General features: G+C 61.0%; 20 protein-coding genes. 10 read left to right on the top strand and 10 right to left on the bottom strand.

The features are described from left to right. Nucleotides 1-5 precede the first annotated feature (5 nt). On the top strand, nt 6-170 hold the full coding sequence (locus VLA07_RS21840; protein ID WP_158556651.1) for a hypothetical protein: 165 nt from the start codon (nt 6-8) through the stop codon (nt 168-170). Nucleotides 171-388: 218 nt separating this feature from the next. On the opposite strand, the gene VLA07_RS21835 is transcribed toward VLA07_RS21840, so the two are convergent. After that, on the bottom strand, nt 389-727 hold the full coding sequence (locus VLA07_RS21835; protein WP_097088169.1) for a DUF6124 family protein: 339 nt from the start codon (nt 725-727) through the stop codon (nt 389-391). 131 nt (nt 728-858) lie between these two features. Here VLA07_RS21835 and VLA07_RS21830 point away from each other — a divergent pair, with 131 nt between their 5' ends. Further along, nucleotides 859-1518, top strand: a complete 660-nt coding sequence (locus tag VLA07_RS21830) for a LexA family protein (protein WP_027614618.1) — start codon at nt 859-861, stop codon at nt 1516-1518. Nucleotides 1519-1557: 39 nt separating this feature from the next. Here the strand turns inward: VLA07_RS21830 and VLA07_RS21825 are convergent, their stop codons facing one another. From VLA07_RS21825 to VLA07_RS21810, 4 genes are all read right to left on the bottom strand, one after another. Next, complete coding sequence (locus tag VLA07_RS21825) at nt 1558-3507, bottom strand: acetyl/propionyl/methylcrotonyl-CoA carboxylase subunit alpha (RefSeq protein WP_333991283.1); 1950 nt, start codon at nt 3505-3507, stop codon at nt 1558-1560. Continuing rightward, nucleotides 3507-4322 (bottom strand): gamma-carboxygeranoyl-CoA hydratase, encoded by an 816-nt coding sequence (locus VLA07_RS21820; RefSeq protein ID WP_097088166.1) that lies wholly within the window; start codon nt 4320-4322, stop codon nt 3507-3509. Before VLA07_RS21820 ends, VLA07_RS21825 begins: the two co-directional genes overlap by 1 nt. Before the next feature lie 119 nt (nt 4323-4441). Continuing rightward, the gene (locus tag VLA07_RS21815) at nt 4442-6049 is read right to left on the bottom strand and encodes a carboxyl transferase domain-containing protein (protein WP_139054542.1); all 1608 of its coding nucleotides are present in this window, start codon (nt 6047-6049) and stop codon (nt 4442-4444) included. A gap of 13 nt (nt 6050-6062) precedes the next feature. After that, nucleotides 6063-7226 (bottom strand): isovaleryl-CoA dehydrogenase, encoded by a 1164-nt coding sequence (locus VLA07_RS21810; protein WP_007961115.1) that lies wholly within the window; start codon nt 7224-7226, stop codon nt 6063-6065. 358 nt (nt 7227-7584) lie between these two features. On the opposite strand from VLA07_RS21810, the gene VLA07_RS21805 reads away from it, so the two are divergent. Then, a complete protein-coding gene (locus VLA07_RS21805) occupies nt 7585-9282 on the top strand; it encodes an AMP-binding protein (protein ID WP_333991281.1) in 1698 nt (565 codons plus the stop codon). Nucleotides 9283-9950: 668 nt separating this feature from the next. Here the strand turns inward: VLA07_RS21805 and VLA07_RS21800 are convergent. The 3 genes from VLA07_RS21800 to VLA07_RS21790 all read right to left on the bottom strand — a co-directional run bounded on the left by VLA07_RS21800 (nt 9951) and on the right by VLA07_RS21790 (nt 12507). Further along, the gene (locus VLA07_RS21800; protein WP_027614624.1) at nt 9951-10850 is read right to left on the bottom strand and encodes a hydroxymethylglutaryl-CoA lyase; all 900 of its coding nucleotides are present in this window, start codon (nt 10848-10850) and stop codon (nt 9951-9953) included. A 147-nt stretch (nt 10851-10997) separates the two neighbouring features. Continuing rightward, a complete protein-coding gene (locus tag VLA07_RS21795; protein WP_027614625.1) occupies nt 10998-11399 on the bottom strand; it encodes a MerR family transcriptional regulator in 402 nt (133 codons plus the stop codon). Between the two features lie 178 nt (nt 11400-11577). Beyond that, the gene (locus VLA07_RS21790; RefSeq protein WP_027614626.1) at nt 11578-12507 is read right to left on the bottom strand and encodes a LysR family transcriptional regulator; all 930 of its coding nucleotides are present in this window, start codon (nt 12505-12507) and stop codon (nt 11578-11580) included. A 157-nt stretch (nt 12508-12664) separates the two neighbouring features. Between VLA07_RS21790 and VLA07_RS21785 the strand changes: the two genes are divergently transcribed. Beyond that, nucleotides 12665-13894, top strand: a complete 1230-nt coding sequence (locus tag VLA07_RS21785) for an acyl-CoA dehydrogenase (RefSeq protein ID WP_103369464.1) — start codon at nt 12665-12667, stop codon at nt 13892-13894. A 131-nt stretch (nt 13895-14025) separates the two neighbouring features. Here the strand turns inward: VLA07_RS21785 and VLA07_RS21780 are convergent, their stop codons facing one another. Continuing rightward, the gene (locus VLA07_RS21780) at nt 14026-15360 is read right to left on the bottom strand and encodes a phosphate ABC transporter substrate-binding/OmpA family protein (protein ID WP_333991276.1); all 1335 of its coding nucleotides are present in this window, start codon (nt 15358-15360) and stop codon (nt 14026-14028) included. A 188-nt stretch (nt 15361-15548) separates the two neighbouring features. Beyond that, a complete protein-coding gene (gene xthA, locus VLA07_RS21775; protein WP_095138861.1) occupies nt 15549-16361 on the bottom strand; it encodes an exodeoxyribonuclease III in 813 nt (270 codons plus the stop codon). 304 nt (nt 16362-16665) lie between these two features. Here xthA and VLA07_RS21770 point away from each other — a divergent pair, with 304 nt between their 5' ends. From VLA07_RS21770 to VLA07_RS21745, 6 genes are all read left to right on the top strand, one after another. Continuing rightward, complete coding sequence (locus VLA07_RS21770) at nt 16666-17316, top strand: GNAT family N-acetyltransferase (protein ID WP_007961094.1); 651 nt, start codon at nt 16666-16668, stop codon at nt 17314-17316. A gap of 66 nt (nt 17317-17382) precedes the next feature. Then, the gene (locus VLA07_RS21765; RefSeq protein WP_333991274.1) at nt 17383-19110 is read left to right on the top strand and encodes an autotransporter assembly complex protein TamA; all 1728 of its coding nucleotides are present in this window, start codon (nt 17383-17385) and stop codon (nt 19108-19110) included. Continuing rightward, nucleotides 19107-22781 (top strand): translocation/assembly module TamB domain-containing protein, encoded by a 3675-nt coding sequence (locus tag VLA07_RS21760; protein WP_333991273.1) that lies wholly within the window; start codon nt 19107-19109, stop codon nt 22779-22781. The genes VLA07_RS21765 and VLA07_RS21760 overlap by 4 nt, the downstream gene beginning before the upstream one ends. A 94-nt stretch (nt 22782-22875) precedes the next feature. After that, nucleotides 22876-24195, top strand: coding sequence for an HdeD family acid-resistance protein (locus VLA07_RS21755; protein WP_333991272.1), 1320 nt, complete (start codon nt 22876-22878; stop codon nt 24193-24195). 257 nt (nt 24196-24452) lie between these two features. Then, nucleotides 24453-24935 (top strand): MarR family winged helix-turn-helix transcriptional regulator, encoded by a 483-nt coding sequence (locus tag VLA07_RS21750; protein ID WP_095118200.1) that lies wholly within the window; start codon nt 24453-24455, stop codon nt 24933-24935. Continuing rightward, complete coding sequence (locus VLA07_RS21745; RefSeq protein ID WP_333991270.1) at nt 24925-26394, top strand: efflux transporter outer membrane subunit; 1470 nt, start codon at nt 24925-24927, stop codon at nt 26392-26394. The genes VLA07_RS21750 and VLA07_RS21745 overlap by 11 nt, the downstream gene beginning before the upstream one ends. Nucleotides 26395-26408: the final 14 nt, after the last annotated feature.

Below are 26408 nucleotides of genomic sequence, written 5' to 3'. Positions count from 1 at the left end.
CTTCCATGACGCGCAAGCAGCTTAGAGAGTGTGCGATTGATTCTCAAGTGCTAATTGTCATTAGTTTGCCCCAATCGGGCCGGGCTTTGCTTGCCAAGCGATATTCTTTTGATATTATCCGCGCCATCGAATTTGCAGCACCCAAAGACTTCATTAGCCTGAAGCCATAAGCCCGAAAAACGGGAAAAAAAGACCCGGCAAAAAGCCGGGTCAAAAACCGTGATTAGCCTGATGAGGAGATAGTCCAGAAGACCGACCTAAGGTCTCTGGTCCATCGACTGATCTCGCGACCAGCTGCTTGCAATAATAATCATTATCATTTGCAAGTCAAATGTTTTTATCTGCGCGATCGGAAAATTCTTTTCTGTCCGTCCGCTTCCCGTGTCCGTCAGAGCTGTTCGCCATCAATTGAATGGTCGACCATCGCTCGCGCCATATCCACCATATGCACCACCGAAAATGCCAGGTCGCGGCTCGCGCCCTGCAGGTTTTCGGCTGCCTTGAAGGCGGTGGCGGCTGCGCAGCGCAACAGATCCGACGCGTGCACGAGGGCCTCTTCGCCGCTGAGATGGCGTTTTACATTGAAAAATCGCTCGTCGACCTCGGGTTCTGAAACAGCTGGTTTCAAGTAATAGTCCAGTGCTCGCTGCGCTGCCGCGTTGCCTTGAGGGGAGGTGAACGTGGTGTCCATTTGCAGATCGGGCAAGTCTTTGCTGCTGATATTCATGGTGAAGGGGCACTCCTTGTTCGATTGAAAGTCCGTGCTTCCAGCATAGTACGATGCGTAGTTGTGACGAGGATTTAAATACTACAATATGTGTTTTGCCGGCCGAAGGCGGGGCAAGTAAGGTGCCGCACATGGATAAATGGATTGAGTTGGTCAAGGCCAAGATGAGTGAACTCAAAATCACTCAAACAGAGCTCGGAGAGCGCGTCGGCATGTCCCAGGGCGGGATCGGCCATTGGCTGAACAAACGTCGCGAGCCGGGTATTACGGAAATGAACCGCGTATTGCAGGCGCTGGGGATGGACTTCCTTGAAGTGGTGCTGGTGATTCGCGAGCCGCAGGAGACCGACGATGACGAGATGCCGCTGGCGCAGAAGTACAACCCGTATTTCCGCTATCCGGTCAGCGATTGGCACACGCCGTGCGAATCGCGTGAGAGTGCAACCGCCGCTTACGCCCCGTCACATGACAAGCAGCGCTTCGAACTGACGGACTATCACGCCCGTGGCGCAGCGTTCTGGCTGACCGTGACGGGAAATTCGATGACCGCACCTTCAGGTCAGAGCATCGCCGAAGGCATGCTGATCCTGGTGGACCCGGAGGTGGAGGCGCTGCCCGGCAAACTGGTGATCGCCCAGTGGCAGGGCTGCGACGAAGCGATCTTCCGCAAGCTCGACGAAGAGGGCGGCCAGCGTTATCTGGTACCGCTCAATCCGACCTGGCCCAAAGCCCTGTTCACCGATGAGTGTCGAATCATCGGCGTGGTGGTTCAAGCCACGGCGCGTTTCTAGTCAGATCGATCCTCGCTCGGCGTAGGATCGATCTCCCATTTACTCGGCTTCCAGTTCCACCAAAGCGCTGCCTTCGCCGACCATTTCGCCTTCCTGGCAATACAGCGCTTTGATCACTCCCGCATGGGGCGCGCGAATGCTGTGCTCCATCTTCATCGCCTCCAGCACCACCAGTTGCGCACCGGCCTCGACCGATTGCCCGGCCTCCACCAACACCCGCACGATGCTGCCGTTCATAGGCGCAGTGAGACCGCCCTGATGGCTGTGGCTGGCGTCGACGGCGCTGATTGGGTCGAACATCTGAATACGCCGCAACTCGCCTTCCCATTGCAGGTACAGCGAATCGCCCTGACGAATGGCACGCAAGTTGCGACGTACGCCATCGTGCTCGACGACCAATGCTTCATCCGACAGTTTGGCGTTGTCGGTGCTGCCCAAGGTCAACGCCCGATCCTGACCTTCGCAGCTCAAGTGCAAGGTGACTTCCGCCGGCAACCCTGCGCGCAACCCGCTGTTCAACGCCCACGGCGAACCCAGGTCATCCGCCCGAACAGCGCCCGGCAGACTCTGCGCGAAAGCCTGCGCTGCGGTCTGCCAGAACTCATCGCTCAGCTTACCCGGAGCGGGCAGCAGCGTTTCCTGATAACGCGGAATAAACCCGGTATCCAGCTCCGCCGCAGCAAACGCGGGATGCGCGATGATCCGCCGCAGGAAGTTGATGTTGGTCTTCAAGCCGCCAATCGCGAACTCATCAAGCATGCTCAACAGCCGTAGGCGCGCCTGCTCGCGATCCTCGCCCCAGGCGATCAGCTTACCGAGCATCGGGTCGTAGAACGGCGAAATTTCATCGCCTTCTGCAACCCCGCTATCCACCCGACGCCCCGGTCCGGCGGCCGATTCACGGTAAAGCTCCAGACGTCCGGTGGCGGGCAGGAAATCATTCGACGGATCTTCGGCATACAGGCGCACTTCAATCGCATGGCCATTGAGCGGCACCTGATCCTGGGTGATCGGCAGCGCTTCACCGCGCGCCACAAGAATCTGCCACGCCACCAGATCGAGGCCAGTGATCGCTTCGGTGACCGGGTGCTCGACCTGCAAGCGCGTGTTCATCTCCATGAAGAAGAATTCGCCACGCGCATCGAGCAGAAACTCGACGGTGCCGGCACCGACGTAACCGATCGCCTGCGCCGAACGCACGGCCGCTTCGCCCATGGCGCGGCGCAGTTCCGGGGTCAGGCCCGGGGCCGGGGCTTCTTCGACGACCTTCTGGTGCCGGCGCTGGATCGAGCAATCACGCTCGTTGAGGTACAGGCAGTTGCCATGCTGATCGGCGAACACCTGAATTTCCACATGGCGTGGTTTGAGCAGGTATTTCTCCACCAGCATCCGCGAATCGCCGAACGACGACTGCGCCTCACGCTGCGCCGAGGCCAGCGCTTCGGCCAGTTGGCTGACGTCCTCAACCACTTTCATACCTTTGCCGCCGCCACCGGCCGTGGCCTTGAGCAGCACCGGATAGCCAATGCGTGCGCAGGCATCGCGGAAGGTTTCGAGATCCTGCGCCTCGCCGTGATAGCCCGGCACCAGCGGCACACCGGCGGTTTCCATCAGCGCCTTGGCTGCGGATTTGCTGCCCATCGCGTCGATGGCCGAAGCGGGCGGGCCGAGGAAAATCAGCCCGGCCTGTTCAATGGCACGGGCGAAGCCGGCATTCTCCGACAGGAAACCGTAACCCGGGTGAATCGCCTGCGCGCCGCTGGCCTTGGCCGCTGCGATCAGTTTGTCGATTTGCAGATAGCTGTCGGCGGCTTTGCTGCCCCCGAGATCAACGCGGATATCCGCCTCCCGGCTGTGCCGCGCTTCGCGGTCGGTGGCACTGTGCACGGCGACGGTGGTCAGGCCCAGCGCCTTTGCGGTACGCATGACCCGGCAAGCGATTTCGCCACGGTTAGCCACCAGCAGGGTGGTGAGAACAGGTGCGCTCATCAACGCGGCTCCTTGGTGGTGGTTGCGGTTTGCCAGCTCGGTGCACGTTTTTGCAGGAAGGCGCGCAAGCCTTCCTGGCCTTCAGGGCTGACGCGGATGCGCGCGATGGCGTTTTCGGTGTAGCGGCGCAGCGCCGGGGTCAGCGCGCCGTTACCGACTTCGCGCAACAGATCCTTGCTGGCGCGCATCGCGGCCGGACTGTTGAGCAGCAGATTGTCGATCCATTGCTCGACCGCTTGATCGAGTTCGGCAGCCGGGTAGCTGTCGGACAACAAACCGATTTCTCGCGCACGCTGCCCGCCGAAGCGCTCGGCAGTCAGCGCATAACGACGCGCGGCACGTTCGCCGATGGCCTGCACCACGAACGGACTGATCACCGCCGGCGCCAGGCCGATGCGCACTTCCGACAGACAGAATTGCGCGTCATCGGCGCCGATTGCCATGTCGCAGCAACTGATCAGCCCCAGCGCGCCGCCGAACGCCGCGCCCTGCACCACGGCCACGGTCGGGATTTTCAGCTTGGCGAGGTTGTACATCAGCTCCGCCAGTTCGCGGGCATCGTCCAGGTTGGTGTGGTAATCGAGTTCGGCCGATTGCTGCATCCACGCCAGATCGGCGCCGGCGCTGAAATGCTTGCCACGCCCGCGCACCAACAGGAAACGCAGGCTGGCGTCGCTGGCAACCTTGTCCAATGCCAGAATCAGTTCGCGGATCATTTCGGCGTTGAACGCGTTGTTCTTTTCCGCACGATTGAGCCACAGGGTGGCGAAACCCCTTGGGTCGCTCTGCAGTTCGAGGGTGTTGAAGTCGCTCATATTCTTCCGTCTCCACGGTTTCTGTGGGAGCGGGCTTGCTCGCGAAGACGGTCTGTCAGTTGCGGATACGTCGACTGATACACCGCTTTCGCGAGCAAGCCCGCTCCCACAAAAAAGCATCACATCCGGAACACGCCGAAGCGGCTCGGTTCGATAGGCGCGTTCAACGACGCGGACAAGGCCAAGGCCAGCACATCACGGGTCTGCGCCGGGTCGATGACGCCGTCGTCCCATAGGCGTGCGCTGGAGTAGTAGGGGTGACCCTGCTCTTCGTACTGGTCGAGGATCGGCTGTTTGATCTCGGCTTCCTGCGCGGCGCTGAAGGCCTGGCCGCTGCGTTCGGCCTGCTCGCGCTTGACCTGCACCAGCACGCCCGCCGCCTGCTCGGCACCCATCACGCCGATGCGCGCATTCGGCCACATCCACAGAAAACGCGGATCGTAAGCGCGCCCGCACATGCCGTAGTTACCGGCGCCGAAGCTGCCGCCGATGATCACGGTGAATTTCGGCACTTTGGCGCAGGCCACAGCGGTCACCAGTTTCGCGCCGTGTTTGGCGATGCCGCCGGCCTCATATTTCTGGCCGACCATGAAGCCGGTGATGTTCTGCAGGAACAGCAGCGGGATGCCGCGCTGGCAGGCCAGTTCGATGAAGTGCGCGCCTTTCTGCGCGGCTTCGGCGAAGAGGATGCCGTTGTTGGCGAGGATTGCGATCGGGTAGCCATGCAGGTGCGCAAAGCCGCACACCAGCGTGGTGCCGAACAGCGCCTTGAATTCATCGAACACCGAACCGTCGACCAGCCGCGCAATCACTTCGCGCACGTCGAATGGCTGTTTGGCGTCGGCCGAAACCACGCCATATAACTCGTCGCTGGCGTACAGCGGCGCAATCGGCGTGCGCTGCTGCACTTCGCCGAGCTTGCGCCAGTTGAGATTGGCGACGCTGCGGCGGGCGAGGGCGAGGGCGTGCTCGTCGCTCTCGGCGTAATGGTCGGCCACGCCGGAAATCTTGCAGTGCACATCGGCACCGCCGAGGTCTTCAGCGCTGACCACTTCACCGGTCGCGGCTTTCACCAGCGGTGGGCCGGCAAGGAAGATCGTCGCCTGATTGCGCACCATGATCGCTTCGTCCGCCATTGCCGGCACATAGGCGCCGCCCGCGGTGCACGAGCCCATGACCACGGCGATCTGCGGAATGCCCATCGCGCTCATGTTGGCCTGGTTGAAGAAGATCCGACCAAAGTGTTCGCGATCCGGGAACACTTCGTCTTGACGCGGCAGGTTGGCGCCGCCCGAGTCCACCAGATAGATGCACGGCAGGCGGTTCTGCTGGGCGATGGTCTGCGCACGCAGGTGTTTTTTCACGGTCAGCGGGTAGTACGAGCCACCTTTCACCGTCGCGTCGTTGGCGACGATCATGCACTCGACGCCTTCGACCCGGCCGATCCCGGCAATCACCCCGGCGGCTGGCACGTCTTCGCCGTACACCGCGTGCGCGGCGAGCTGGCTGATTTCCAGAAAAGGCGAGCCCGGATCGAGCAAGCGATTGATGCGTTCACGCGGTAGCAATTTACCGCGCGAGGTATGTCGTTCCTGGGCTTTCGCGCCGCCGCCCTGCGCCACTTGGGCGAGCAGGGTGTGCAGCGCGTCGACCTGTTCAAGCATCGCCGCGCTATTGGCGGCGAACTCCGCTGAACGGGGATTGAGCTGGGTATGCAGGATAGCCATGTGCAGCTCCGTTTTAGCGGGTTTCGTTGAACAGTTCGCGGCCGATCAGCATGCGCCGGATCTCACTGGTGCCGGCGCCGATTTCGTAAAGCTTGGCATCACGCAGCAGACGCCCGGCCGGGAATTCGTTGATGTAGCCGTTGCCGCCAAGAATCTGGATCGCGTCGAGGGCCATTTGCGTGGCGCGCTCGGCGGTGTAGAGGATCACCCCGGCGGCGTCCTTGCGCGTGGTTTCGCCACGCTCGCAGGCCTGAGCGACTGCATACAGGTAGGCGCGGCTGGCGTTGAGCTGGGTGTACATGTCGGCGACTTTGCCCTGGATCAGCTGGAATTCGCCGATGCTCTGGCCGAACTGCTTGCGATCGTGGATGTACGGCACGATCAGGTCCATGCACGACTGCATGATCCCGGTCGGGCCGCCGGACAGCACCACGCGTTCATAATCGAGGCCACTCATCAGCACTTTCACGCCGCCATTGAGCACACCGAGGATGTTTTCTTCCGGCACTTCGACGTCATCGAAGAACAGCTCGCAGGTGTTGGAACCGCGCATGCCGAGCTTGTCGAACTTGTTGCTGCGGCTGAAGCCTTTCCAGTCGCGTTCGACGATGAACGCGGTGATGCCGTGCGGGCCTTTTTCCAGGTCGGTCTTGGCGTAGATCACGTAGGTGTTGGCGTCAGGGCCGTTGGTGATCCAGGTCTTGCTGCCATTGAGCACGAAGCGGTCGCCGCGTTTGTCGGCGCGCAGTTTCATCGAAACCACGTCGGAGCCGGCGTTCGGCTCGCTCATGGCGAGTGCGCCGACGTGTTCGCCGCTGATCAGCTTCGGCAGGTATTTGGATTTCTGTTCGTGGTTGCCGTTGCGGTTGATCTGGTTGACGCAGAGATTGGAGTGCGCGCCGTAGGACAGCGCCACGGAAGCCGAGCCGCGGCTGATTTCTTCCATCGCCACCACGTGCGCCAGGTAACCCAGACCCGCACCGCCGTACTCTTCCGGCACGGTGATGCCGAGCAGGCCCATGTCACCGAATTTTCGCCACATGTCGGCCGGGAACAGGTTGTCGCGGTCGATCTGCGCGGCGCGTGGGGCGATCTGATCGGCGACGAAGGACTGAACCTGATCGCGCAGCATGTCGATGGTTTCACCGAGGGCGAAGTTCAGGGATGGGTAGCTCATGGGTCACCTTTTGGCTTTTTTGTAGGGTGGGGAGGGCAGTCAATGGCTCTCACCTTTACGTTAACGTAAGCCTGTGATGAATGACTGTCAATCACCCTTTACGTTAACGTCAACTTGAGCGAGAGTAGGGGCAGTTCAGGATTGAAAGCGGAGTGCTTTTGGTGGGAGCGGGCTTGTGTGGTGAGGGGATTTATCCCCGATGGTTGGCGAAGCCGACCCAAAACCTGTGAATGCGGTTCAACAGGAAAAACTGAGGGTGCGCTTCGCACACCATCGGGGATGAATCCCCTCGCCACAGTTGACTCCCGCCAAGAGCAAAATCCCGGTAAACCCACTAATAAAGACAATAGGGGTCGTCATGGATCAACCCAGTGCAAACCCGCAGCGCAGCTATACCCGTGGCTCACAGGACAAAGCCTTGCTGGCGATGACCATCGGGCAGAAGTTTGATCAGACGGTTGCGCAACACCCGCACGGCGAGGCGCTGGTCGTAAGGCATCAGCAGTTGCGCTACACCTGGCAGCAACTGGCCGATAGCGTCGACCTGCACGCCAGAGCCTTGCTGGCGCTGGGTTTGCAGACGGGAGATCGGCTCGGCATCTGGGCGCCGAACTGCGCGCAGTGGTGCATCACGCAAATCGCCACGGCGAAGATCGGCGTGATCCTGGTCAACATCAACCCGGCCTACCGCAGCTCCGAACTGGAATACGTGCTCAAGCAGTCCGGTTGCCAGTGGCTGGTGTGCGCCGGCGCTTTCAAGTCCTCCAACTACCACGCCATGCTGCAAGGGCTGGTACCGGAACTCGCAGAGCAATCCATCGGCCATTTGTGCAGCGAACGTCTGGCGGATTTGCGCGGGGTGATCAGCCTCGACGCACAGCCACCGTCGGGCTTCCTGCCGTGGTCGCAACTGGCCGATCTGGCGAGCAGTGTTTCGCCCGAACAACTGCGTGAACGCAGCGACAGCCTGCACTTCGATCAACCGGTGAATATCCAGTACACCTCCGGCACCACCGGTTTCCCCAAGGGCGCGACCCTCAGTCACTACAACATCCTCAACAACGGTTACATGGTCGGCGAAAGCATCGGCCTGACCCCGAGCGACCGCCTGGTGATCCCCGTGCCGCTGTATCACTGCTTCGGCATGGTCATGGGCAACCTCGGCTGCATCACCCACGCCAGCACCATGATTCATCCCAACGACGCGTTCGATCCGCTGCTGACCCTGCAAACCGTCGCTGAAGAAAAGGCCACCGGCCTGTACGGCGTGCCGACCATGTTCATCGCCATGCTCGATCAACCGCTGCGTGGCGAATTCGATCTGTCGAGCCTGCGTACCGGGATCATGGCCGGCGCCACGTGCCCGATCGAGATGATGCGCCGGGTCATCAGCGAGATGCACATGAGCGAAGTGCAGATTGCCTACGGCATGACCGAGACCAGTCCGGTGTCGCTGCAGACCGGACCCAACGATGAACTTGAACTGCGCGTCACCACCGTCGGCCGCACCCAGCCACAACTGGAAAGCAAAATCATCGACGAGGCGGGCAACCTGGTGCCGCGCGGCACCATCGGTGAGCTATGCACCCGCGGTTACAGTGTGATGCTCGGTTACTGGAGCAACCCGCAAGCCACGGCCGAAGCCATCGACGAGGCCGGCTGGATGCACACCGGCGATCTGGCGAGCATGAACGATGAGGGTTACGTGAACATCGCCGGGCGTAACAAGGACATGATCATTCGCGGCGGCGAGAACGTTTATCCGCGTGAGCTCGAAGAGTTTTTCTTCACCCACCCGGCGGTGGCGGACGTACAAGTGATCGGCATTCCGTGCTCGCGTTACGGCGAGGAGATTGTCGCCTGGATCAAGTTCCATCCCGGCCACAGTGCCACCGAACAAGAGCTGCAAGTGTGGTGCAAGGAGCGCATCGCCCACTTCAAGACGCCGCGTTACTTCAAGTTTGTGGAGGAGTTTCCGATGACGGTGACGGGCAAGATCCAGAAGTTTCGGATGCGTGAGATCAGTATCGAGGAGCTCCGCGAAAAGCAGGCCTGACAACAATCAAATGTAGGAGTGAGCCTGCTCGCGATAGCGGTGTCTCAGTCAATATTTGCATCGACTGACACACCGCTATCGCGAGCAGGCTCACTCCTACAAGGGGCGGCGGGGGATTCGGGAATCACAGAAAGCACAAAGGGGAGCCGAGGCTCCCCCTTAATTTTGTCGTCGCGTGCTCTTTTTTTATTATTGAGGGGCGGTCTGTTGTTGTTTTTGGCAACCGTGGCCCTTTACCGCTGTTTTTGGCGACCCCCATCCGGGGTCAAGAGCAAACGTATTTTTTTGAGCGCTGATCTGCTTTCTCGTTAAACGATCCAACCGATTCGGGAGCTACCTGAAGGTAGTTTTATTGTTCTCTGCCCGGTTGCGGGTCACTCCTGAGAGCACCCTGAAAAGCACACCTTCTCCAAAAAAATCTGTTAGCTGCGTCTCTGCCGTGTTGTTTTTGTTATGTCAGAGTCGGTACGTCTTATTTTTATTGGTTTGCTGCTTTTTATTCTTGTTATGCCATAGAGATAGCAGAAGCCGTGCCAACTTTTTAAATCCCTTTTAAATCAAGTGGTTGGGATTTTTGAAGGATTTTTCTTTCAGGGCAAACCAGACAATTTGTTTCCGTGTTACTCGACTCCGCCCACGTTTCCGACGCAGCGGTAACACCTTCGCCCTCACTGGGCGTTACGGGCCTTGGCCACACGCGAACCGCTCGGGCGACCGAGCACCGCGCTGATCTGCTGACCCGCCGCAATCAAGGCGTCCAGGTCGATACCGGTCTCGATGCCCAGGCCGTTGAGCAGATACACCACGTCTTCGGTGGCGACGTTACCGCTCGCGCCTTTGGCATACGGGCAGCCGCCGAGGCCGGCAATAGAGCTGTCGAACACCGCGATGCCTTCCAGCAGGCTGGCATAGATGTTGGCCATCGCCTGGCCGTAGGTGTCATGGAAGTGCCCGGCGAGTTTTTCCCGTGGCACTTGCGCCGACACCACTTCGAACAACCGCCGGGTCGCGCCGGCGGTGCCGGTGCCGATGGTGTCGCCGAGAGACACTTCGTAGCAGCCCATCGCATACAACTCGCGGGCGACCATCGCCACTTGTTCCGGTGCGACCTCGCCTTCATAAGGGCAACCGAGCACGCAGGACACGTAACCGCGCACGGTAACGCCGTGCTGTTTCGCGGCCTCCATGATCGGGGCGAAGCGCGCCAGACTTTCGCTGATCGAGCAATTGATGTTGCGCTGCGAGAACGCCTCGGACGCCGCAGCGAACACCGCGACTTCTTTCACACCGGCCGCCAGTGCATCTTCAAAACCGCGCAGGTTCGGCGCCAGTGCGCCGTAGGTCACGCCGGGTTTGCGCTGGATCTGCGCAAACACTTCGGCGGATCCGGCCATCTGCGGCACCCATTTCGGCGAGACAAAACTGCCGACTTCGATATAACCAAGGCCGGCGGCGCTCAGGGCGTCGACCAGTTGCACCTTGTCAGCCACGCTGATCGGTTGGGCTTCGTTCTGCAGGCCATCGCGCGGGCCGACTTCGATCAGGCGTACTTGGGAGGGGAGGGACATGGGTTGACCTGCTCATTTTCGGAATTACATGAGGTCCCTGTGGGAGCGGGCTTGCTCGCGAAGGCGGTGTATCAGATACAAAATTTGTCGCCTGACACTCCGCCTTCGCGAGCAAGCCCGCTCCCACAGGGAATGAGTTGTGGCTGATTACTGCGCTATCTGCTGGCTCTTCAGCGTCTGTTCCAACGCCTGCACGCAACGTTCTTCAGCGGTATCGAGTTCCAGCTTCATCTGTTCGATGTCGAGCAACTGCTGCTCGAGCTGTTCGCGGCGCTCGCCGATTTTTGCCAGCATGCTGTTGAGCTGTTTGGTGTTACCGCTGGACGGGTCATAGAGCTCGATCAGCTCACGGCATTCGGCCAGGGAGAAACCGATGCGCTTGCCACGCAGGATCAGCTTCAGGCTGACCTTGTCGCGCGGCGAGTAGATGCGTTCCTGGCCACGGCGCTCGGGGCTGAGCAGGCCTTGTTCTTCATAAAAGCGGATCGCCCGGGTGGTGATGTCCAGCTCGCGGGCGAGGTCGGAAATGCTGTAGGTCTGGCTGCTCATGAACGCGCTCGGGAAAAGGTCTTGGCGCTAAGCTAATGGCGAGTTGACGTTTACGTCAAGCAGGATGATCTGCGGTGTTCTTGTGGGCCTCATCGCGAGCAGGCTCACTCCTACAATTGAAACGCGGTCGTATGTAGGAGTGAGCCTGCTCGCGATGCCAGCGACTCGGTGCAAAGACTTACACCTTATCGAGCTTCTTCTCCTGCGCCGCCACCTGCTGGCACAACTCGATGATCTGCTCGCGCATCCAGCGATTGGCCGGGTCCTGGTCGGTGCTTTCATGCCAGTACAGGTGAGTCTCCAGCGGCGGCACGTCGTTGACCGGCAGGTTGAACGCATGTAAGTCGTTACGCCGGGCAAAGCGCTCGGGTACCGTCATCACCATGTCGGTCTGCTGCATGACCTGCGACGCCATCAGATAATGCTGCGAGCGCAGGGCGATCTTGCGCTGAATGCCCATTTTGCCCAGCGCCAGATCCACATAGCCCAGCCCGCTGCGGCGACTGGAGATATGGATGTGGGTCAGCGACAGATAGTCATCCAGCGACAGTTTTTCCTTGCCCGCCAGCGGATGCCCCTTGCGCATCGCACAGACGTAACGGTCTTCCATCAGCTTGACGTGGCGCACCTGCGGGTCAGTGTTGAGCGGTGCATCGACGGCGAAATCCAGACGCCCGGCGGCCAGTTCCTTGGTGGTCTCGCGGCGTTTGGACAGAAAGCTTTCGATGATCACCGTCGGCGCCAGACGCCGCAAACGCTGGAACAGCGGCGGCAGAATCACCGCCTCAGTGAGGTCGGTCATGCTGATGCGGTAAGTCTTCACCGCCTGCGCCGGGTTGAAAATCCGGCTTTCCTGCACCGACACCCGCAGCAGCGATAGCGCGTTGCGCACCGGGCCGATGATGTTCTGCGCCATCGGCGTCGGCACCATGCCCTGCGCGGTGCGCACGAACAGCGGATCGTTGAAGGTTTCGCGCAACCGCGCCAGCGCGTTGGACACCGCCGGCTGGGTAATCCCGACAATCTGCCCGGCGCGAGTCAGGTTGGCTTCGGTGTAAATCGCGTCGAAGACGATGAAAAGGTTGAGGTCGACCTTACTCAGATTCATAACGCGGCTTCTCTTGTTCTGTGGGCTGACGATCAGCGGATCATATATCGGTGATGAATGTTTATACACGCCGAGAATAGGCTAGGTAAATTATCCGCGCTGTTCTAGCATCGATTGCATGATCTGAACAACCTCTGCCTAAAGAAGGTAATTGCTCATGGATTTCGCTTATTCGCCCAAGGTGCAAGAACTGCGTGAGCGCGTGACCGCGTTCATGGACGCTTACGTTTACCCGGCCGAAGCCGTGTTCGAACGCCAGGTTGCCGAGGGCGATCGCTGGCAGCCGACCGCGATCATGGAAGAGCTCAAAGCCAAGGCCAAGGCTGAAGGGCTGTGGAATCTGTTCCTGCCGGAATCGGAACTCGGCGCCGGCCTGACCAACCTTGAATACGCACCGCTGGCGGAAATCATGGGCCGCTCGCTGCTGGGGCCGGAACCGTTCAACTGCTCGGCGCCGGACACCGGCAACATGGAAGTGCTGGTGCGCTACGCCAACGAAGAGCAGAAACAGCGCTGGCTCGAACCGCTGCTGCGCGGCGAGATCCGCTCGGCGTTCGCCATGACCGAACCGGATGTGGCCTCGTCCGACGCCACCAACATGGCCGCCCGCGCCGTGCGTGATGGCGATGAATGGGTGATCAACGGCAAGAAATGGTGGACTTCCGGTGCCTGCGATCCGCGCTGCAAGATTCTGATCTTCATGGGCCTGAGCAACCCTGACGCACCGCGCCATGCGCAGCACTCGATGATCCTCGTGCCGGTCGACACCCCCGGGGTGAAAATCGTCCGCCCGCTACCGGTATTCGGCTACGACGATGCACCGCACGGCCACGCCGAAGTGCTGTTCGACAACGTGCGCGTGCCTTACGAAAACGTCCTGCTCGGCGAAGGTCGCGGCTTCGAAATAGCTCAGGGTCGCCTGGGTCCAGGGCGGATTCACCACTGCATGCGCTCGATCGGCATGGCTGAACGTGCGTTGGAATTGATGTGCAAGCGCTCGGTGAGTCGCACCGCGTTTGGCAAGCCGTTGGCGCGTCTGGGCGGTAATGTCGACAAGATCGCCGACTCGCGGATGGAAATCGACATGGCGCGCCTGCTGACCCTGAAAGCGGCGTACATGATGGACACCGTCGGCAACAAAGTGGCCAAGAGCGAAATCGCGCAGATCAAGGTCGTCGCACCGAACGTGGCCCTGCGGGTGATCGACCGGGCGATCCAGATCCACGGCGGGGCCGGGGTTTCCAACGATTTCCCGCTGGCCTATATGTACGCCATGCAGCGCACCCTGCGCCTGGCCGACGGCCCGGACGAAGTGCACCGCGCGGCGATCGGCAAGTTCGAGATTGGCAAGTACGTGCCGAAGGAAATGCTGCGCAGCAGTCATTAAGACCGCGTCGCCGGCTTCGCGAGCAGGCTCGCTCCCACATTCGACCGCATTCCGACTGGAAGCATGCGATCAAAAGTGGGAGCGGGCTTGCTCGCGAAGGGGCCCATGCATCCAGCACACCTGCATCAGATTCAATACACCCAAACCTCAACCCGCCGATTCTTGATCCTGCCTTCATCCGCACTGTTCGCCGCCACCGGCATCAACGCGCCAAACCCGCGCACTTCGCGCATCACCACGCCGTTCTTCACCAGTTCGCGACGCACCGCCATCGCCCGCAGCTTCGACAGCAGGTCGGCGCGGGCCGGATCGTCTTTCTCGTCGCCAAAACCCACCAGCGTCACCGCGCGCTCGGTCTTGTCGTGGCGCTGTATATAGTCGAGCACCCGCGCCAGATCCTGCCGCGCCTTGTTGTCGAGGCTGGCGCTGCCTTCCTCGAAACGGAAATTCACCGTCAGACGCTGGGCATGGCGGCTGAGAGATTGATACCCCTCGGGCATCAGCGCATTCGGTGTCACGGTCATCGCGTGCACGGTCTGGCTGATGAAGCCGTTGGCCGCGACAATCTTCTGGCCCTGTGGGCTTTGCGCAAACGCCACCAGTGCCGATGCCCACGGATTCTGGTTGCCGGGCGGCAGATAAAAGAACAGGCGCCGGGACAGCGGATAGTCCTCAGTGGCAATCAGGCTGTTAAGCGGCAACATCGATTGCGATGCGCCGTCGGCAATCGCCACGGCTTTGGCCTGGCGCACATAAGGCAGACCGATGAAACCGATACCCTGCGGATCACTGCTCACCGCGTCGGACAATTGCTCGCTGGATTCGAAGCGTTTCGCACTGGAACTCAGACTTTTCCCACGCCGACCCAGCACCAGTTCCTTGAACGTGTCGTAAGTGCCGGACTGATCATCCCGCGCATATAAATGAATTGCGCCGCCGCGACCGCCGAGGTCTTCCCAGGTTTTCACCTCACCGCTGAAGATCCGCGCCAGTTGCTCGGTGTCCAGTTGCTGCAGTGGGTTGCCGGGGTGAAGGATGATCGCCAGGCCGTCGATGGCAATCACCTGCTCGGCGGCGGCGCTTTTCAGATCGCCGAGCGCTTGCAGGCTGAGCAGTTCGCTGTCCTTGATCGGGCGGGAAGAGGCGGCGAGGTCGGCACTGGCGCTTTTCAGCGCAGTGAAACCGGTGCTGGAACCGTGGGCGGCGACTTCAATCACCACCCGTTTGCCTTGGGCAGTCTGGCCGACGATGTGTTGTTCGTTGGCGGCGTCGGGGTTCTCGCGGTGAATTTTCAGCAGGCCCTGGTCCTGCAGAAAGCCTTCAACCAATGCCGGGCCGAGGTCGGCGCCAATGGTGTTGGAACCCTGAATGCGCAATGCCGGGCCGTTTTCAGGGATGGGCAGGGTGGCGGCACTGACCGTCAGCCATGCACTCGACAGAAAAACGAACAGAACACGCAGGGTCATGCCGGCACCGAATCAAGCCAAGGGGATTGCCGGGGAGATTAAGTCAGGCGCATGACCAAAACATGACAGTGATCCAATGTAGGAGTGAGCCTGCTCGCGATGGCGGAGTATCAGCCAATAAACACATCGACTGATCCACCGTCATCGCGAGCAGGCTCACTCCTACAAGGTTCTCTTAAAGCTTGAGATCAGGCCAGTTCAAGCCAGATCGGCGCATGATCCGACGGTTTTTCCATGCCGCGCAGTTCATAGTCCACGCCCGCATCCTTGACCCTTGGCAGCAAACCATGGGACGCCAGGATCACATCGATCCGCAGCCCGCGCTTCGGTTCGTCTTCAAAACCGCGGCTGCGATAGTCGAACCAGCTGAACATGTCGGTCACGTCCGGGTTCAGGTGGCGATAGCTGTCGGTCAGGCCCCAGTTTTTCAGGCGGGCCATCCACTCGCGCTCTTCCGGCAGGAAGCTGCATTTGCCGGTTTTCAACCAGCGCTTCATGTTGTCCGGGCCGATGCCGATGTCGCAGTCTTCCGGGGAAATGTTCACATCGCCCATCACCACCAGCGGCTGCTCGTTGTGGAACTGGCTTTCCAGCAGGGTTTGCAGGTCGCTGTAGAAGCGTTGCTTGGCCGGGAATTTGGTCGGGTGATCGCGGCTTTCGCCCTGCGGGAAGTAGCCGTTCATGATGGTCACCGGCACGCCATTGGCGTCGGCGAAGGTGCCCCAGATAAAGCGGCGCTGGGCGTCTTCTTCATCGCTGGCGAAGCCTTTGTGGATCGCAATCGGTTCTTTGCGCGAAAGCAGGGCGACGCCGTAATGGCCTTTCTGGCCGTGGAAATAAACGTGGTAGCCCAGCGCACGCACTTCTTCCAGCGGGAACTGGTCGTCGTGAACCTTGGTTTCCTGCAGGCCGATCACGTCCGGCTGATGCTTTTCGATCAGCGCTGCCAGCTGATGCGGACGGGCGCGCAGTCCGTTGATGTTGAAGGAAACAATCTTCATGGTCGGCAGTCCTGGCAAAAGGGCGATGCTAGCTGACATGTGGGATGGGGGCCAGTGTGGGGTGGGAGAAATCATTTTCATCTGTGGGATGTGGGTTGCCCGAGCTGACGCCATCGCGAGCAGGCTCGCTCCTACAATTGGAATGCGTACCCCCTGTAGGAGTGAGCCTGCTCGCGATGGCGGCCGCCCAGTCGATGAAGATCCCGAGTTGGTCTATACCTGTGGGGAACTGCGCCACCCGCAAAAGGTTCGTACCATCAAGAGCGCAGTCATTTGAGCCGCGCCCCGGGGGAGAATCACCGTTATGCCTGAAACCCAGACCGCCATCGCCGACATCCACATGCTCGACCGCGGTTACTCGCGCGAAGCCCGATCGCTGCTGTATCAGGCCTATCGCCACGAGCCGACCTTCGGTTACCTGTTCGAGGCCGAGCGGCCGGGTTACGAGCAGCGCGTGCGGGCCACGGTGCGGGAACTGGTCAAACAGCACTTTCTGCAGGATCAGCCGGCCATCGGCCTGTTGGTCAATGACCGTCTGATCGGCATCGCCCTGATCGCGCCGCCGCAGCGTCGCCTGGGCATCACCGAGAGTTGGGCGTGGCGCCTGCGCATGGTGCTCAGCACCGGATTCCGCTGCACCCGGCGTTATCTGGAATACCACGATGCGGTGGCCGCCTGCGTGCCCAGCGACTCGGTGCACATGCTGCCGCTGCTGGGGATTCATCCGCAGTTTCAGGGCAAACACTTCGGCGAGCAGTTGCTGACCGCCGTGCACAACTGGTGCGCAGTGGACGAAACCTCGCAAGGCGTGGTGCTCGACACCGGCAACCCGCGTTACCTGGAATTCTATAAACGCCAGGGCTACGAAGAGATCGGCGAAGTGGCCGTCGGCCCGGTGCGCGAGCACGTGTTTTTCCACGCCAATCCGCAGGTGTTACAAACTGCAACGGCTTAGCCATAGAACTTTTCAGGAAATTTCCTGTTCTATCACGCTCCCAAGCCCGTGATAGCATCCGCGCCTATGAAGTTTCCAGGAAGATTTACCAGTGGCGTGCTCATGCTGTTAACCAGCTGCGCGGCGCTGGCGCAAAGTGAATTGGACGTGCGGATCAAACCGTCCAACGATGAACTTAAAGCCAATATAGAAGGCTATATCGGCAGCCTCGGCGACCGTGACGAACAAGCCTTGCTGCGCTTCAGTCGCGGGGCCGAGGAGCAGGCGCGCAAAGCGGCGCAGGCCTTGGGTTATTACCAGCCGCAGATCGACAGTGACGTGAAGGGCGGCGAAAAACCGCGCCTGGTGCTGAACATCGATCCTGGCGAGCCGATTCGTCTGCGCAACGTCACCATCCGCGTCGACGGGCCTGCCGCCTCGCTCAAATCCTTTCGTGTGCCGAGCAGTGACACGCTCAAGTCCGGCGCCGTGCTCAACCATGGGCGTTATGAAGACGCCAAACGCCTGATCCAGAACCAGGCCTCGCGCTTCGGCTTTTTCAGTGGCCATTTCACCAGCCAGAAACTTTTGGTCGACCCGCGTGCCGGGGTGGCCGACGTTGAATTGATCTACGAAAGCGGCCCGCGTTATGCGCTGGGCAAAGTCAGTTTCGAGGGCGATACGCCGTTCGACGAAGACCTGCTGCAACGCATGGTGCCGTTCAAGGCCGGCGACCCGTATGACTCCGAGCTGATCGCCGAGCTCAATCGCGACCTGCAATCGAGCGGCTACTTCGAAGGCGTGCGCGTCGATGCGGCGCCGACGGCGGCGAAAAACGATGTGATCCCGGTAGACGTCAAACTCGACACCCGCAAGCCAAGGACCATGGGCCTGGGCCTCGGTTATTCGACCGACGTCGGCCCACGGATCAAGGCCAACTGGACCCGCCACTGGGTCAACCCGCAGGGCGACAGTTACGGCTGGGAAGCCGAGTTGTCGGCGCCACGGCAGAACGTCGGGCTGTTCTACGACATTCCGCTCGATCCGCCGCTGACCGACAAACTGCGCTGGGCCGGCGGTTATCAATACGAAGACATCGACGGCTCGGACACCCTGAGCAAGCTGCTGACCTTCGGCCCGGAATGGCACAGCAAGTTACCCAGCGGCTGGCAGCGAGTGATCTCGCTGAAATGGCAGCGTGAAGAATATGAACTTGGCGACGACTCCGGCCTCAGCACCTTGCTGATGCCCGGCATCAGTTACTCGTACCTGAAAAGCGACAACCGCATCGACCCGCACAACGGCTATCGCCTGACCTTCGAAAGCAAAGTGGCGAAGGAAGGCCTTGGCTCGGACAACAACCTTTTATATGGCACGGCGTTGATCAAAGGCCTGACCACGGTGTTCGACAACCACCGCTTCCTCGGTCGGGTGCAGGTCGGCGGCAGCGCCACCAACGGTTACAACTCGGTGCCGCCGTCGCTGCGTTTCTTCGCCGGTGGCGATCAAAGCGTGCGCGGTTACGACTACCAGAGCCTGTCCCCGGAAAACTCCAAGGGCGACCGGATTGGCGGCCGCTACATGGTGGCCGGCAGCGTCGAGTATCAGTACTCGATTGCCGAGAAGTGGCGGGTCGCGACCTTCGTCGACCAGGGCAACTCCTTCAACAAACTCGAACTGCCGAACCTCAAGACCGGGGTCGGTATCGGTGTGCGCTGGGTCTCGCCGGTGGGGCCGATCCGCCTCGACCTGGCCCACGCGCTGGACGACGACGGCGGCATCCGGCTGCACTTTTCCATGGGGCCTGAGCTGTGAAGCGTGGTTTGAAAATATCGGCACTGGCTCTGTTGGCGCTGGTGCTGTTGGTTGTAATGAGCATCAGCGCGGTACTCGGGACGCAGGCCGGCAGCCGTTGGGCGCTGAGCCTGGTGCCGGGTTTGAGCGTGGAGAATTTCCAGGGCCGTCTCGGTGGCCAATGGAGCGCCGATCATCTGCTGTGGCAGCAGGACAGCAGTCGCGTCGAGCTGAACAAGGCAATCTTCGCCTGGTCACCGCTGTGCCTGACCCGCATGACTTTGTGCATCGAACAGCTCAAGGCCGATCAGGTCATTCTGCAATTCCCGCCGAGTGAAGAAACCACTGAAAGCGGCCCGATCAAACTGCCGGATCTGCAACTGCCGGTGGCCATCGAACTCGGCGACGTACAAGTCGGCAGCCTGCTGTTCAACGGCAGCGAGCAGCTCAAGGGCTTGCAGCTGGCGGCGCACTGGACCGCCCAGGGCATGCAGATCGACAGCGTGAAACTGCAGCGCGACGACCTGAGCCTGAACCTCTCCGGCTTGCTGCAACCGACCGGCAACTGGCCGCTGAACATCGCCGGTGACCTGAGCCTGCCGTCCCCAGGCACTGGCCCATGGACGCTGGCGTTGAAAGTCGACGGCGATCTGCTGAAAACCCTCAACCTGCACGCCGACAGCCGTGGCTACCTCGACGGCCAATTGAGCGGCGAACTGCAACCGCTGGCGGAAAACCTGCCGGCCAAGGTGCGTATCACCTCCGAGGCATTCAAACCGAGCGCCGATCTGCCGGACACTCTGCAACTCAATCAACTGGTTTTGACCGGCGAAGGTGACTTGAAAAACGGTTACCAGTTAAACGGCAACGCCACGCTGCCCGCCGATAAAGGCCCGGTGGCGCTGCTGCTCAAAGGCAAGGTCGATGCCAGCGGTGCGCAGATCGCCGGCCTCGACCTGAGTGCCAATGACAAGCAAAGCCTGAAGCTCACCGGCAGCGTTGACTGGAGCAAGGGCCTCACGGCTCAGGCCAACATCAACTGGCAGGATTTTCCGTGGCATCGGCTGTATAACGAAATCGACGAACCGCAAGTCGCCTTGCGGACCTTCACTGGCGAAGTCTCCTACACCGACGGTCAGTACCTCGGTAACTTCGCCGCCGACCTCGATGGCCCGGCGGGGGCGTTCAGCCTGAGCAGTCCGTTCAGCGGCAGCCTGAAACAGATCGCCTTGCCGCAATTGAAAATGGAAGCCGGGCAGGGCAAGGCCGAAGGTCATGTCAACGTGCAGTTCGCCGATGGCATCGCCTGGGACACCGCGCTGGATCTCTCTGCGCTGAACCCGGCGTACTGGGTTGCGGAGCTGCCGGGCACCTTGGCCGGGCCACTGAAAAGCAAAGGCGAAATGAAGAACGAGCGCTTGAGCCTGACCGCCGACCTCGACCTCAAAGGCAAAATGCGCGGGCAACCGGCGATCCTCCAGGCCAAGGCTGACGGTGCCGGTGAGCAGTGGAACCTGAATGCCCTTCACATCCGCCTCGGCGATAACAGCATCAGCGGCAAGGGCAGCCTGCAACAGAAACTCACCGGCCAGATCGACATCAAACTGACGCGTCTGGCCCAGCTCTGGCCGCAGTTGCGCGGGCAGGTCACGGGTCAGGTCAACGTTGCCGGTACGCTGAAAGCACCGCAAGGCAAACTCGGCCTGCAAGGTTCGCAACTGGCGTTCCAGGACAATCGCCTGCAAAGCCTCAACCTCGATGCCACGCTCGACAGTGCGCAACGGGCGAAGATCGACCTCAAGGGCAGCGGGATTCAGGCCGGCAACACCAACCTCGGCGTGTTGACCGCCAGCGCGCAAGGCGACATCAAGAGCCAGAAACTCAACCTCGACCTGCTCGGGCCGAAGTTGAAACTGGCCCTCGGCCTTGATGGCAATCTGGACAAGGGTAACTGGCGCGGTCGTTTGGCCAGCGGCGATATTCAGGCCGGCGGCCAGGACTGGAAACTGCAGAGCCCGGCCAAACTCGAACGCCTCGCCGACGGCAAGATCAACTTCGGCGCGCATTGCTGGATGTCCGGCAATGCCAGCCTGTGCGGTGAAGATCAGCGGCTGTTGCCGGAGCCGAAACTGCGTTACCACCTCAAGCAGTTCCCGATTGAAAGCCTCGCACAATGGCTACCGAAAGACTTCGCCTGGCAGGGCAAGCTCAACGCCGACCTGCAACTGGATCTGCCGGCCAGCGGCCCCAACGGCGTGGTCAGCGTCGACGCCAGCGGCGGCACCTTGCGCATGAAGGAAAAGGATCAGTGGCTGGACTTCCCGTACCAGACCCTGAAGCTCACCAGCAAACTCACACCGAAGCGCGTCGATACCGAACTCAACTTCGTCGGCGGCAAACTCGGCGAGTTGATGGTGCAGGCACAGCTCAATCCGCTGCCGAAAAACAAACCGCTGAGCGGCTCGTTCCGTCTCTCCGGGCTGGACCTGTCGGTGGCGCGGCCGTTTGTGCCGATGGTCGAGAAACTGACCGGGCGCCTGAACGGTAGCGGCACGATTTCCGGCGGGCTGCTGGCGCCGCTGGTCAACGGCACCGTGCAACTCAGCGACGGCGAAGTGTCTGGCGCCGAGTTGCCGATGGAGTTGCAGAATCTGCAACTCACCGCGGTGATTGCCGGCGAATCGGTGCGCCTCGACGGTGGCTGGAAAAGCGGCAAGACCGGCCAGGGCAGCCTCAATGGCAACGTCGCGTGGGGGCAGGCGCTGATAGTCGATCTGGCGCTCAAGGGCACGCAATTGCCGGTCACCGTTGAACCGTACGCCAAGCTTGAAGTGGCGCCGGACCTGAAGATTTCCATGGCCGGCGATGAGCTGAAGATTGCCGGCAAGGTACAGGTGCCGCGAGGCGAAATCACCGTGCGTGAACTGCCGCCGTCGACGGTAAAAGTGTCCGACGACACGATCATCGTCGGGGCGCAGACCGAAGAGGGTAAACCACCGCTGGCGATGAAAATGGACATCGACGTGGTGGTCGGCGAAGACAAACTGAGCTTCGCCGGGTTCGGCCTGACCGCCAACCTGCAAGGTCACGTGCACATCGGCGACAACATGGACACCCGTGGCGAGCTGTGGCTCAACGACGGCCGTTACCGCGCCTATGGCCAGCGCCTGAACGTGCGTCGTGCGCGGCTGCTGTTTGCCGGCCCGATCGATCAGCCGTATCTGGACATCGAAGCGATCCGCCAGACCGACGACGTGATCGCCGGTATCCGCCTGAGCGGCAGCGCCGAGCAACCGACCACGCAAATCTTCTCTGAACCGGCGATGAGTCAGGAGCAGGCGTTGTCCTACCTGGTACTGGGACGTCCGCTGAGCACCAACGGCGAAGACAACAACATGCTCGCGCAAGCAGCATTGGGCCTGGGCTTGATGGGCAGTTCCGGGGTCACCAGTGGCCTGGCCAAGGACCTGGGGATTCAGGACTTCCAGCTCGACACCCAGGGCAGCGGCAACACCACCAGCGTGGTCGCCAGCGGCAACATCTCCGAGAAACTCAGTCTGCGTTATGGCGTCGGCGTGTTCGAGCCAGCCAACACCATCGCGCTGCGTTACAAGCTGAGCAAGAAGGTATATGTCGAAGCCGCCAGCGGTGTCGCCAGTTCGCTGGATATCTTCTACAAGCGCGATTTCTGAGAACGTGGCCAATAGCCGGGTCGTGACGCTGCGATCCGGTTTTTCTAGGATGTATTAGACTCACCGAACCCTCAAAACCTTGCCGGTTGCGCCTATGGTTCGTTTGAGTATGGTCTTGCTCGGTAATGACTTTGTCCGCAAGCGTTGGTCAGCACTGGCGCTGACCAGCATTGTCTGGGGCGCGGCCGGGGTGGCGATCTTCATCGATGCGCTGGATGGCGTTTTGTATTTTCCGCTGCATCTCTTCGGCTATCTGTTGTTGCTCGAAGCGCTGATCCTGCTGCTGGTGCCGGCCCCGCAAACCGGGACCGCTGCGGCCCTGCGTAAAGCGCGAGGTCTGGCGTTTCTCTTGCTGGGGCTGCTGATCGTTGACCGGCAACATGCTGCCGGGCTGATTCTGGCGGTGCTGTTTGGCGGGGCTTTCATCGTTGACGGGGTCTTCAGGCTGGCGGCTGCGGTGGTGGTGCGCTTTGTCGGTTGGCAATTGTCGTTGCTGGCCGGGTTGTTCGAACTCGGCTTTGGCCTGTTTATCCTTGAACCGTATCCGACGTTGTACAAGGGCACGGTGCCGTTCTGCATCGGCATGAGCCTGTTTCTCTCGGGCTGCGCGTTGTTGCGCCAAGCCGTGCGCTTCAGGCACCTGCCGCCGCTGACAAACCCTGTTGCGCTCAGTGCGCCGGCCCGCAGCGCCGCATTGGTCATTCATGTCTGGACCCCCAGCGGCACTGTCGATGACACTCTGGTGCGCAACCGTCTGCTCAATCGCTATATCGCCGCGGTCGACATCAACGGCGTGATCTCGGCCGGCCACGCGGCGCTGGAATGTGGCCCGGAGATTTACATCAGCCATTACCCGCTGGACGACATCGATCATTCGACGGGGGATTTCGTGCGCTTGCTGCGGGCGACGCCGAACAACGATGTCGCCGGGCGGTTTCTGCCGGACTATGCCGGCGAGGTGGCCGACTGGTGCCCGTCTTCGGTTCAGGTCAGTTTTGCTCACTACGACGCCCGGCGGTTGCAGGCGTTCTGGGCTGAGTATCGACAGAACAGCATATACAACCTCACCAGCCGCAACTGCTCGAGTGCCGTCGCCCACAGCCTCGAAGCAGCCCTTGAAGGGGCGATGAATCGCGGGCATTCGAGCATGCTCGATTTCGCCCGAGTGATCCTCAGCCCCGAGTTCTGGGTGGCGGCGCAGGTGCGTAAACGCGCCGAAGTGATGGCCTGGACGCCCGGTCTGGTGCTCGATTACGCCCGGGCGCTGCATGCCGCCATCGAGCCGGCACCGCCGGGCTGGCACAGCATGTATGCGGTGATCAAACGCGCCTGCGGTTATGCGCTGGCGGCCTTGCGCGGGCGCGAAGTGCATCCCCTCCAGCCGCCGGCTGTGCATCCTTCCGACAAATCCTGACCGACGTTACACCGAGTCGCTGCCTTCGCGAGCAGGCTCACTCCTACATCGGATTGCTGATCGACGCGAAGTCTGTGTTCGCAGGAGATCCCTTGTAGGAGTGAGCCTGCTCGCGATGGCGTTCTTCCATGCAGCGCAAAAACCCAGTCCACTGGTCAACTAATTACAAAGCAACCTAACTATTACGTTGACATTCGCTGCCTAGGCAGTAACATCTCGACATACATTCACTGCCTAGGCAGTTATTAGGTGAGCACATGAAGCATTTCACCCCGGACGAATTCAAACATTGCCATCTCGGTCTGTTGCTCGGCCGTGCCGCGCTGCTCAAGGACCGGATCATCGACACCCACATGGAACCTCACGGCATCACCGCCGCGCAGTTCAAGGTGTTGATCATCATGGCCCAGTTTGGCGTCGACACCCCGGCCGAGCTGTGCCGGCATCTGTCGCTGGACAGCGGTTCGATGACACGCATGCTCGATCGTCTGGAGCAGAAAGGTTTCCTGGCTCGCCAACGCAGCGAAGGCGATCGCCGTCAGGTGCAGCTCAAGCTCACCGAGCAGGGCCAGCAACTGGCCGATCGCCTGCCGCACATCGGCGCCGATGCAATGAATGAACTGGCCGGCGCCATCTCTCGTGAAGAGCTGAAAACCCTGGAATACATCCTCAAGAAAATCCTGCTGGCAGCCGGTGACCCGATCACTATCCAGCGGTTAGGTGAACACAATGAGCGGTAAAACCTTGCGCAGCAGCCTGACCCTGGTGCTGTCGGCGATGATCCTCGCCGGCTGCGCCAACTACAGCGGCCTCGACACTCAGGGCAAAAGCCTGGATGCGAAAAGCCTCAACGCCAGCCAGTCCCTCAACGGCGTGACTCTGTCGCCGGCGGCATGGCCGAAGAGCGACTGGTGGTCCAGCCTCGGCGATCCGCAACTCGACGGGCTGATCCGCGAAGCCCTGCACGACAGCCCGGACATGCAGATCGCCGAAGCGCGCGCGCATCAGGCCAGCGCCGCCGCCTATGCCGCCGATGCCGAACGCTATCCGACCCTCGACGCCAGCGCCGGCATCAGCCGTTCGCGCCTGGCCAAGGATCAGGACCCGCGAGGGCAGGGCGATGCCTACGCCACCGTGCGTAACGTCAGCGCCGGTTTCAATTACAACTTCGACCTGTGGGGCGGCCAGCGTGATGCCTGGGAAGCTGCACTCGGTCAGGCTCGCGCTGCCGAAGTCGACCGTCAGGCCGCGCAATTGACCCTCGCCGCCGACGTGGCCCGGGCCTACAGCGATCTGGGTCAGGCGCATATCGTTTACGACCTGGCCAACGACGATCTGAAACGCACCAAACAGATGCTTGATCTGAGCCAGCGCCGCTTGAGTGCCGGGATCGACAGCCAGTACCAGTTCCAGCAAACCCAAAGCCTTGAGGCCAGTTCCGAAGCCAGCCTGATCGACGCTGAAAAACGTCTGAACAGCGCGAAAATCGCCCTGGCCGTGCTGCTCGGCAAAGGCCCGGATCGCGGCAACGAAATCGCCCGGCCGAAAGTCCTGCAAGCCAGCGCCGTGGCGGTGCCGTCGGTGCTGCCGGCGGAGCTGCTCGGTCGGCGTCCGGATCTGGTCGCTGCGCGCTGGCGCGTAGAAGCGGCGAGCAAAGACATCGACTCGGCGAAAACCCGCTTCTATCCCAACTTGAACCTCACGGCCTCGGCCGGTGCCGAATCCTTGTTGGGTGACGCGATGTTCGGGTCGGCCAGTCGTTTCTTCAGCATCGCCCCGACCATTTCGGTGCCGATCTTCGACGGTGGACGCCTGCGCGCCAACCTCGATGCGCGCGACGCCAATTACGATCTGGCGGTGGCGCAGTACAACAAAAGTCTGGTGAAAGCACTGGGCGATGTCAGCGACACGATCAACCAGTTGCGTGACATCGGCCGGCAGATCGGCGCGCAGCAGCACGCCACCGAGATTGCTCAGGATTCTTACAACACCGTCGTCCAGCGTTACGGTTCCGGCATCGGCAACTACCTGGACGTGCTCAGCATCGAGCAGCAATTGCTGCAGGCCCAGCGTCAGCTGGCCAACCTCAATGCCGAGCAGATCGACCTGTCGATTCAACTGATGCAAGCGCTGGGCGGCGGCTTTCAGGGTGAAACCCTGACCGCAGCCAACGCCACCCCAGCCACGTCGCACAACTAATTCAGGTATTTGTC

It is taken from the genome of Pseudomonas sp. S3(2024) (assembly GCF_036861315.1).
Taxonomy (GTDB): domain Bacteria; phylum Pseudomonadota; class Gammaproteobacteria; order Pseudomonadales; family Pseudomonadaceae; genus Aquipseudomonas; species Aquipseudomonas putida_A.
The sequence above is the reverse complement of the archived record's forward strand: the minus strand, read 5'-3'. Positions and strand labels throughout refer to the sequence as shown.

Excerpts from the sequence above, each read along its gene's own strand:
- VLA07_RS21840 (WP_158556651.1), top strand. The coding sequence starts at position 6 with ATGACGCGCAAGCAGCTTAGAGAGTGTGCGATTGATTCTCAAGTGCTA.
- VLA07_RS21835 (WP_097088169.1), bottom strand. The coding sequence starts at position 727 with ATGAATATCAGCAGCAAAGACTTGCCCGATCTGCAAATGGACACCACG.
- VLA07_RS21830 (WP_027614618.1), top strand. The coding sequence starts at position 859 with ATGGATAAATGGATTGAGTTGGTCAAGGCCAAGATGAGTGAACTCAAA.
- VLA07_RS21825 (WP_333991283.1), bottom strand. The coding sequence starts at position 3,507 with ATGAGCGCACCTGTTCTCACCACCCTGCTGGTGGCTAACCGTGGCGAA.
- VLA07_RS21820 (WP_097088166.1), bottom strand. The coding sequence starts at position 4,322 with ATGAGCGACTTCAACACCCTCGAACTGCAGAGCGACCCAAGGGGTTTC.
- VLA07_RS21815 (WP_139054542.1), bottom strand. The coding sequence starts at position 6,049 with ATGGCTATCCTGCATACCCAGCTCAATCCCCGTTCAGCGGAGTTCGCC.
- VLA07_RS21810 (WP_007961115.1), bottom strand. The coding sequence starts at position 7,226 with ATGAGCTACCCATCCCTGAACTTCGCCCTCGGTGAAACCATCGACATG.
- VLA07_RS21805 (WP_333991281.1), top strand. The coding sequence starts at position 7,585 with ATGGATCAACCCAGTGCAAACCCGCAGCGCAGCTATACCCGTGGCTCA.
- VLA07_RS21800 (WP_027614624.1), bottom strand. The coding sequence starts at position 10,850 with ATGTCCCTCCCCTCCCAAGTACGCCTGATCGAAGTCGGCCCGCGCGAT.
- VLA07_RS21795 (WP_027614625.1), bottom strand. The coding sequence starts at position 11,399 with ATGAGCAGCCAGACCTACAGCATTTCCGACCTCGCCCGCGAGCTGGAC.
- VLA07_RS21790 (WP_027614626.1), bottom strand. The coding sequence starts at position 12,507 with ATGAATCTGAGTAAGGTCGACCTCAACCTTTTCATCGTCTTCGACGCG.
- VLA07_RS21785 (WP_103369464.1), top strand. The coding sequence starts at position 12,665 with ATGGATTTCGCTTATTCGCCCAAGGTGCAAGAACTGCGTGAGCGCGTG.
- VLA07_RS21780 (WP_333991276.1), bottom strand. The coding sequence starts at position 15,360 with ATGACCCTGCGTGTTCTGTTCGTTTTTCTGTCGAGTGCATGGCTGACG.
- xthA (WP_095138861.1), bottom strand. The coding sequence starts at position 16,361 with ATGAAGATTGTTTCCTTCAACATCAACGGACTGCGCGCCCGTCCGCAT.
- VLA07_RS21770 (WP_007961094.1), top strand. The coding sequence starts at position 16,666 with ATGCCTGAAACCCAGACCGCCATCGCCGACATCCACATGCTCGACCGC.
- VLA07_RS21765 (WP_333991274.1), top strand. The coding sequence starts at position 17,383 with ATGAAGTTTCCAGGAAGATTTACCAGTGGCGTGCTCATGCTGTTAACC.
- VLA07_RS21755 (WP_333991272.1), top strand. The coding sequence starts at position 22,876 with ATGGTTCGTTTGAGTATGGTCTTGCTCGGTAATGACTTTGTCCGCAAG.
- VLA07_RS21750 (WP_095118200.1), top strand. The coding sequence starts at position 24,453 with ATGAAGCATTTCACCCCGGACGAATTCAAACATTGCCATCTCGGTCTG.
- VLA07_RS21745 (WP_333991270.1), top strand. The coding sequence starts at position 24,925 with ATGAGCGGTAAAACCTTGCGCAGCAGCCTGACCCTGGTGCTGTCGGCG.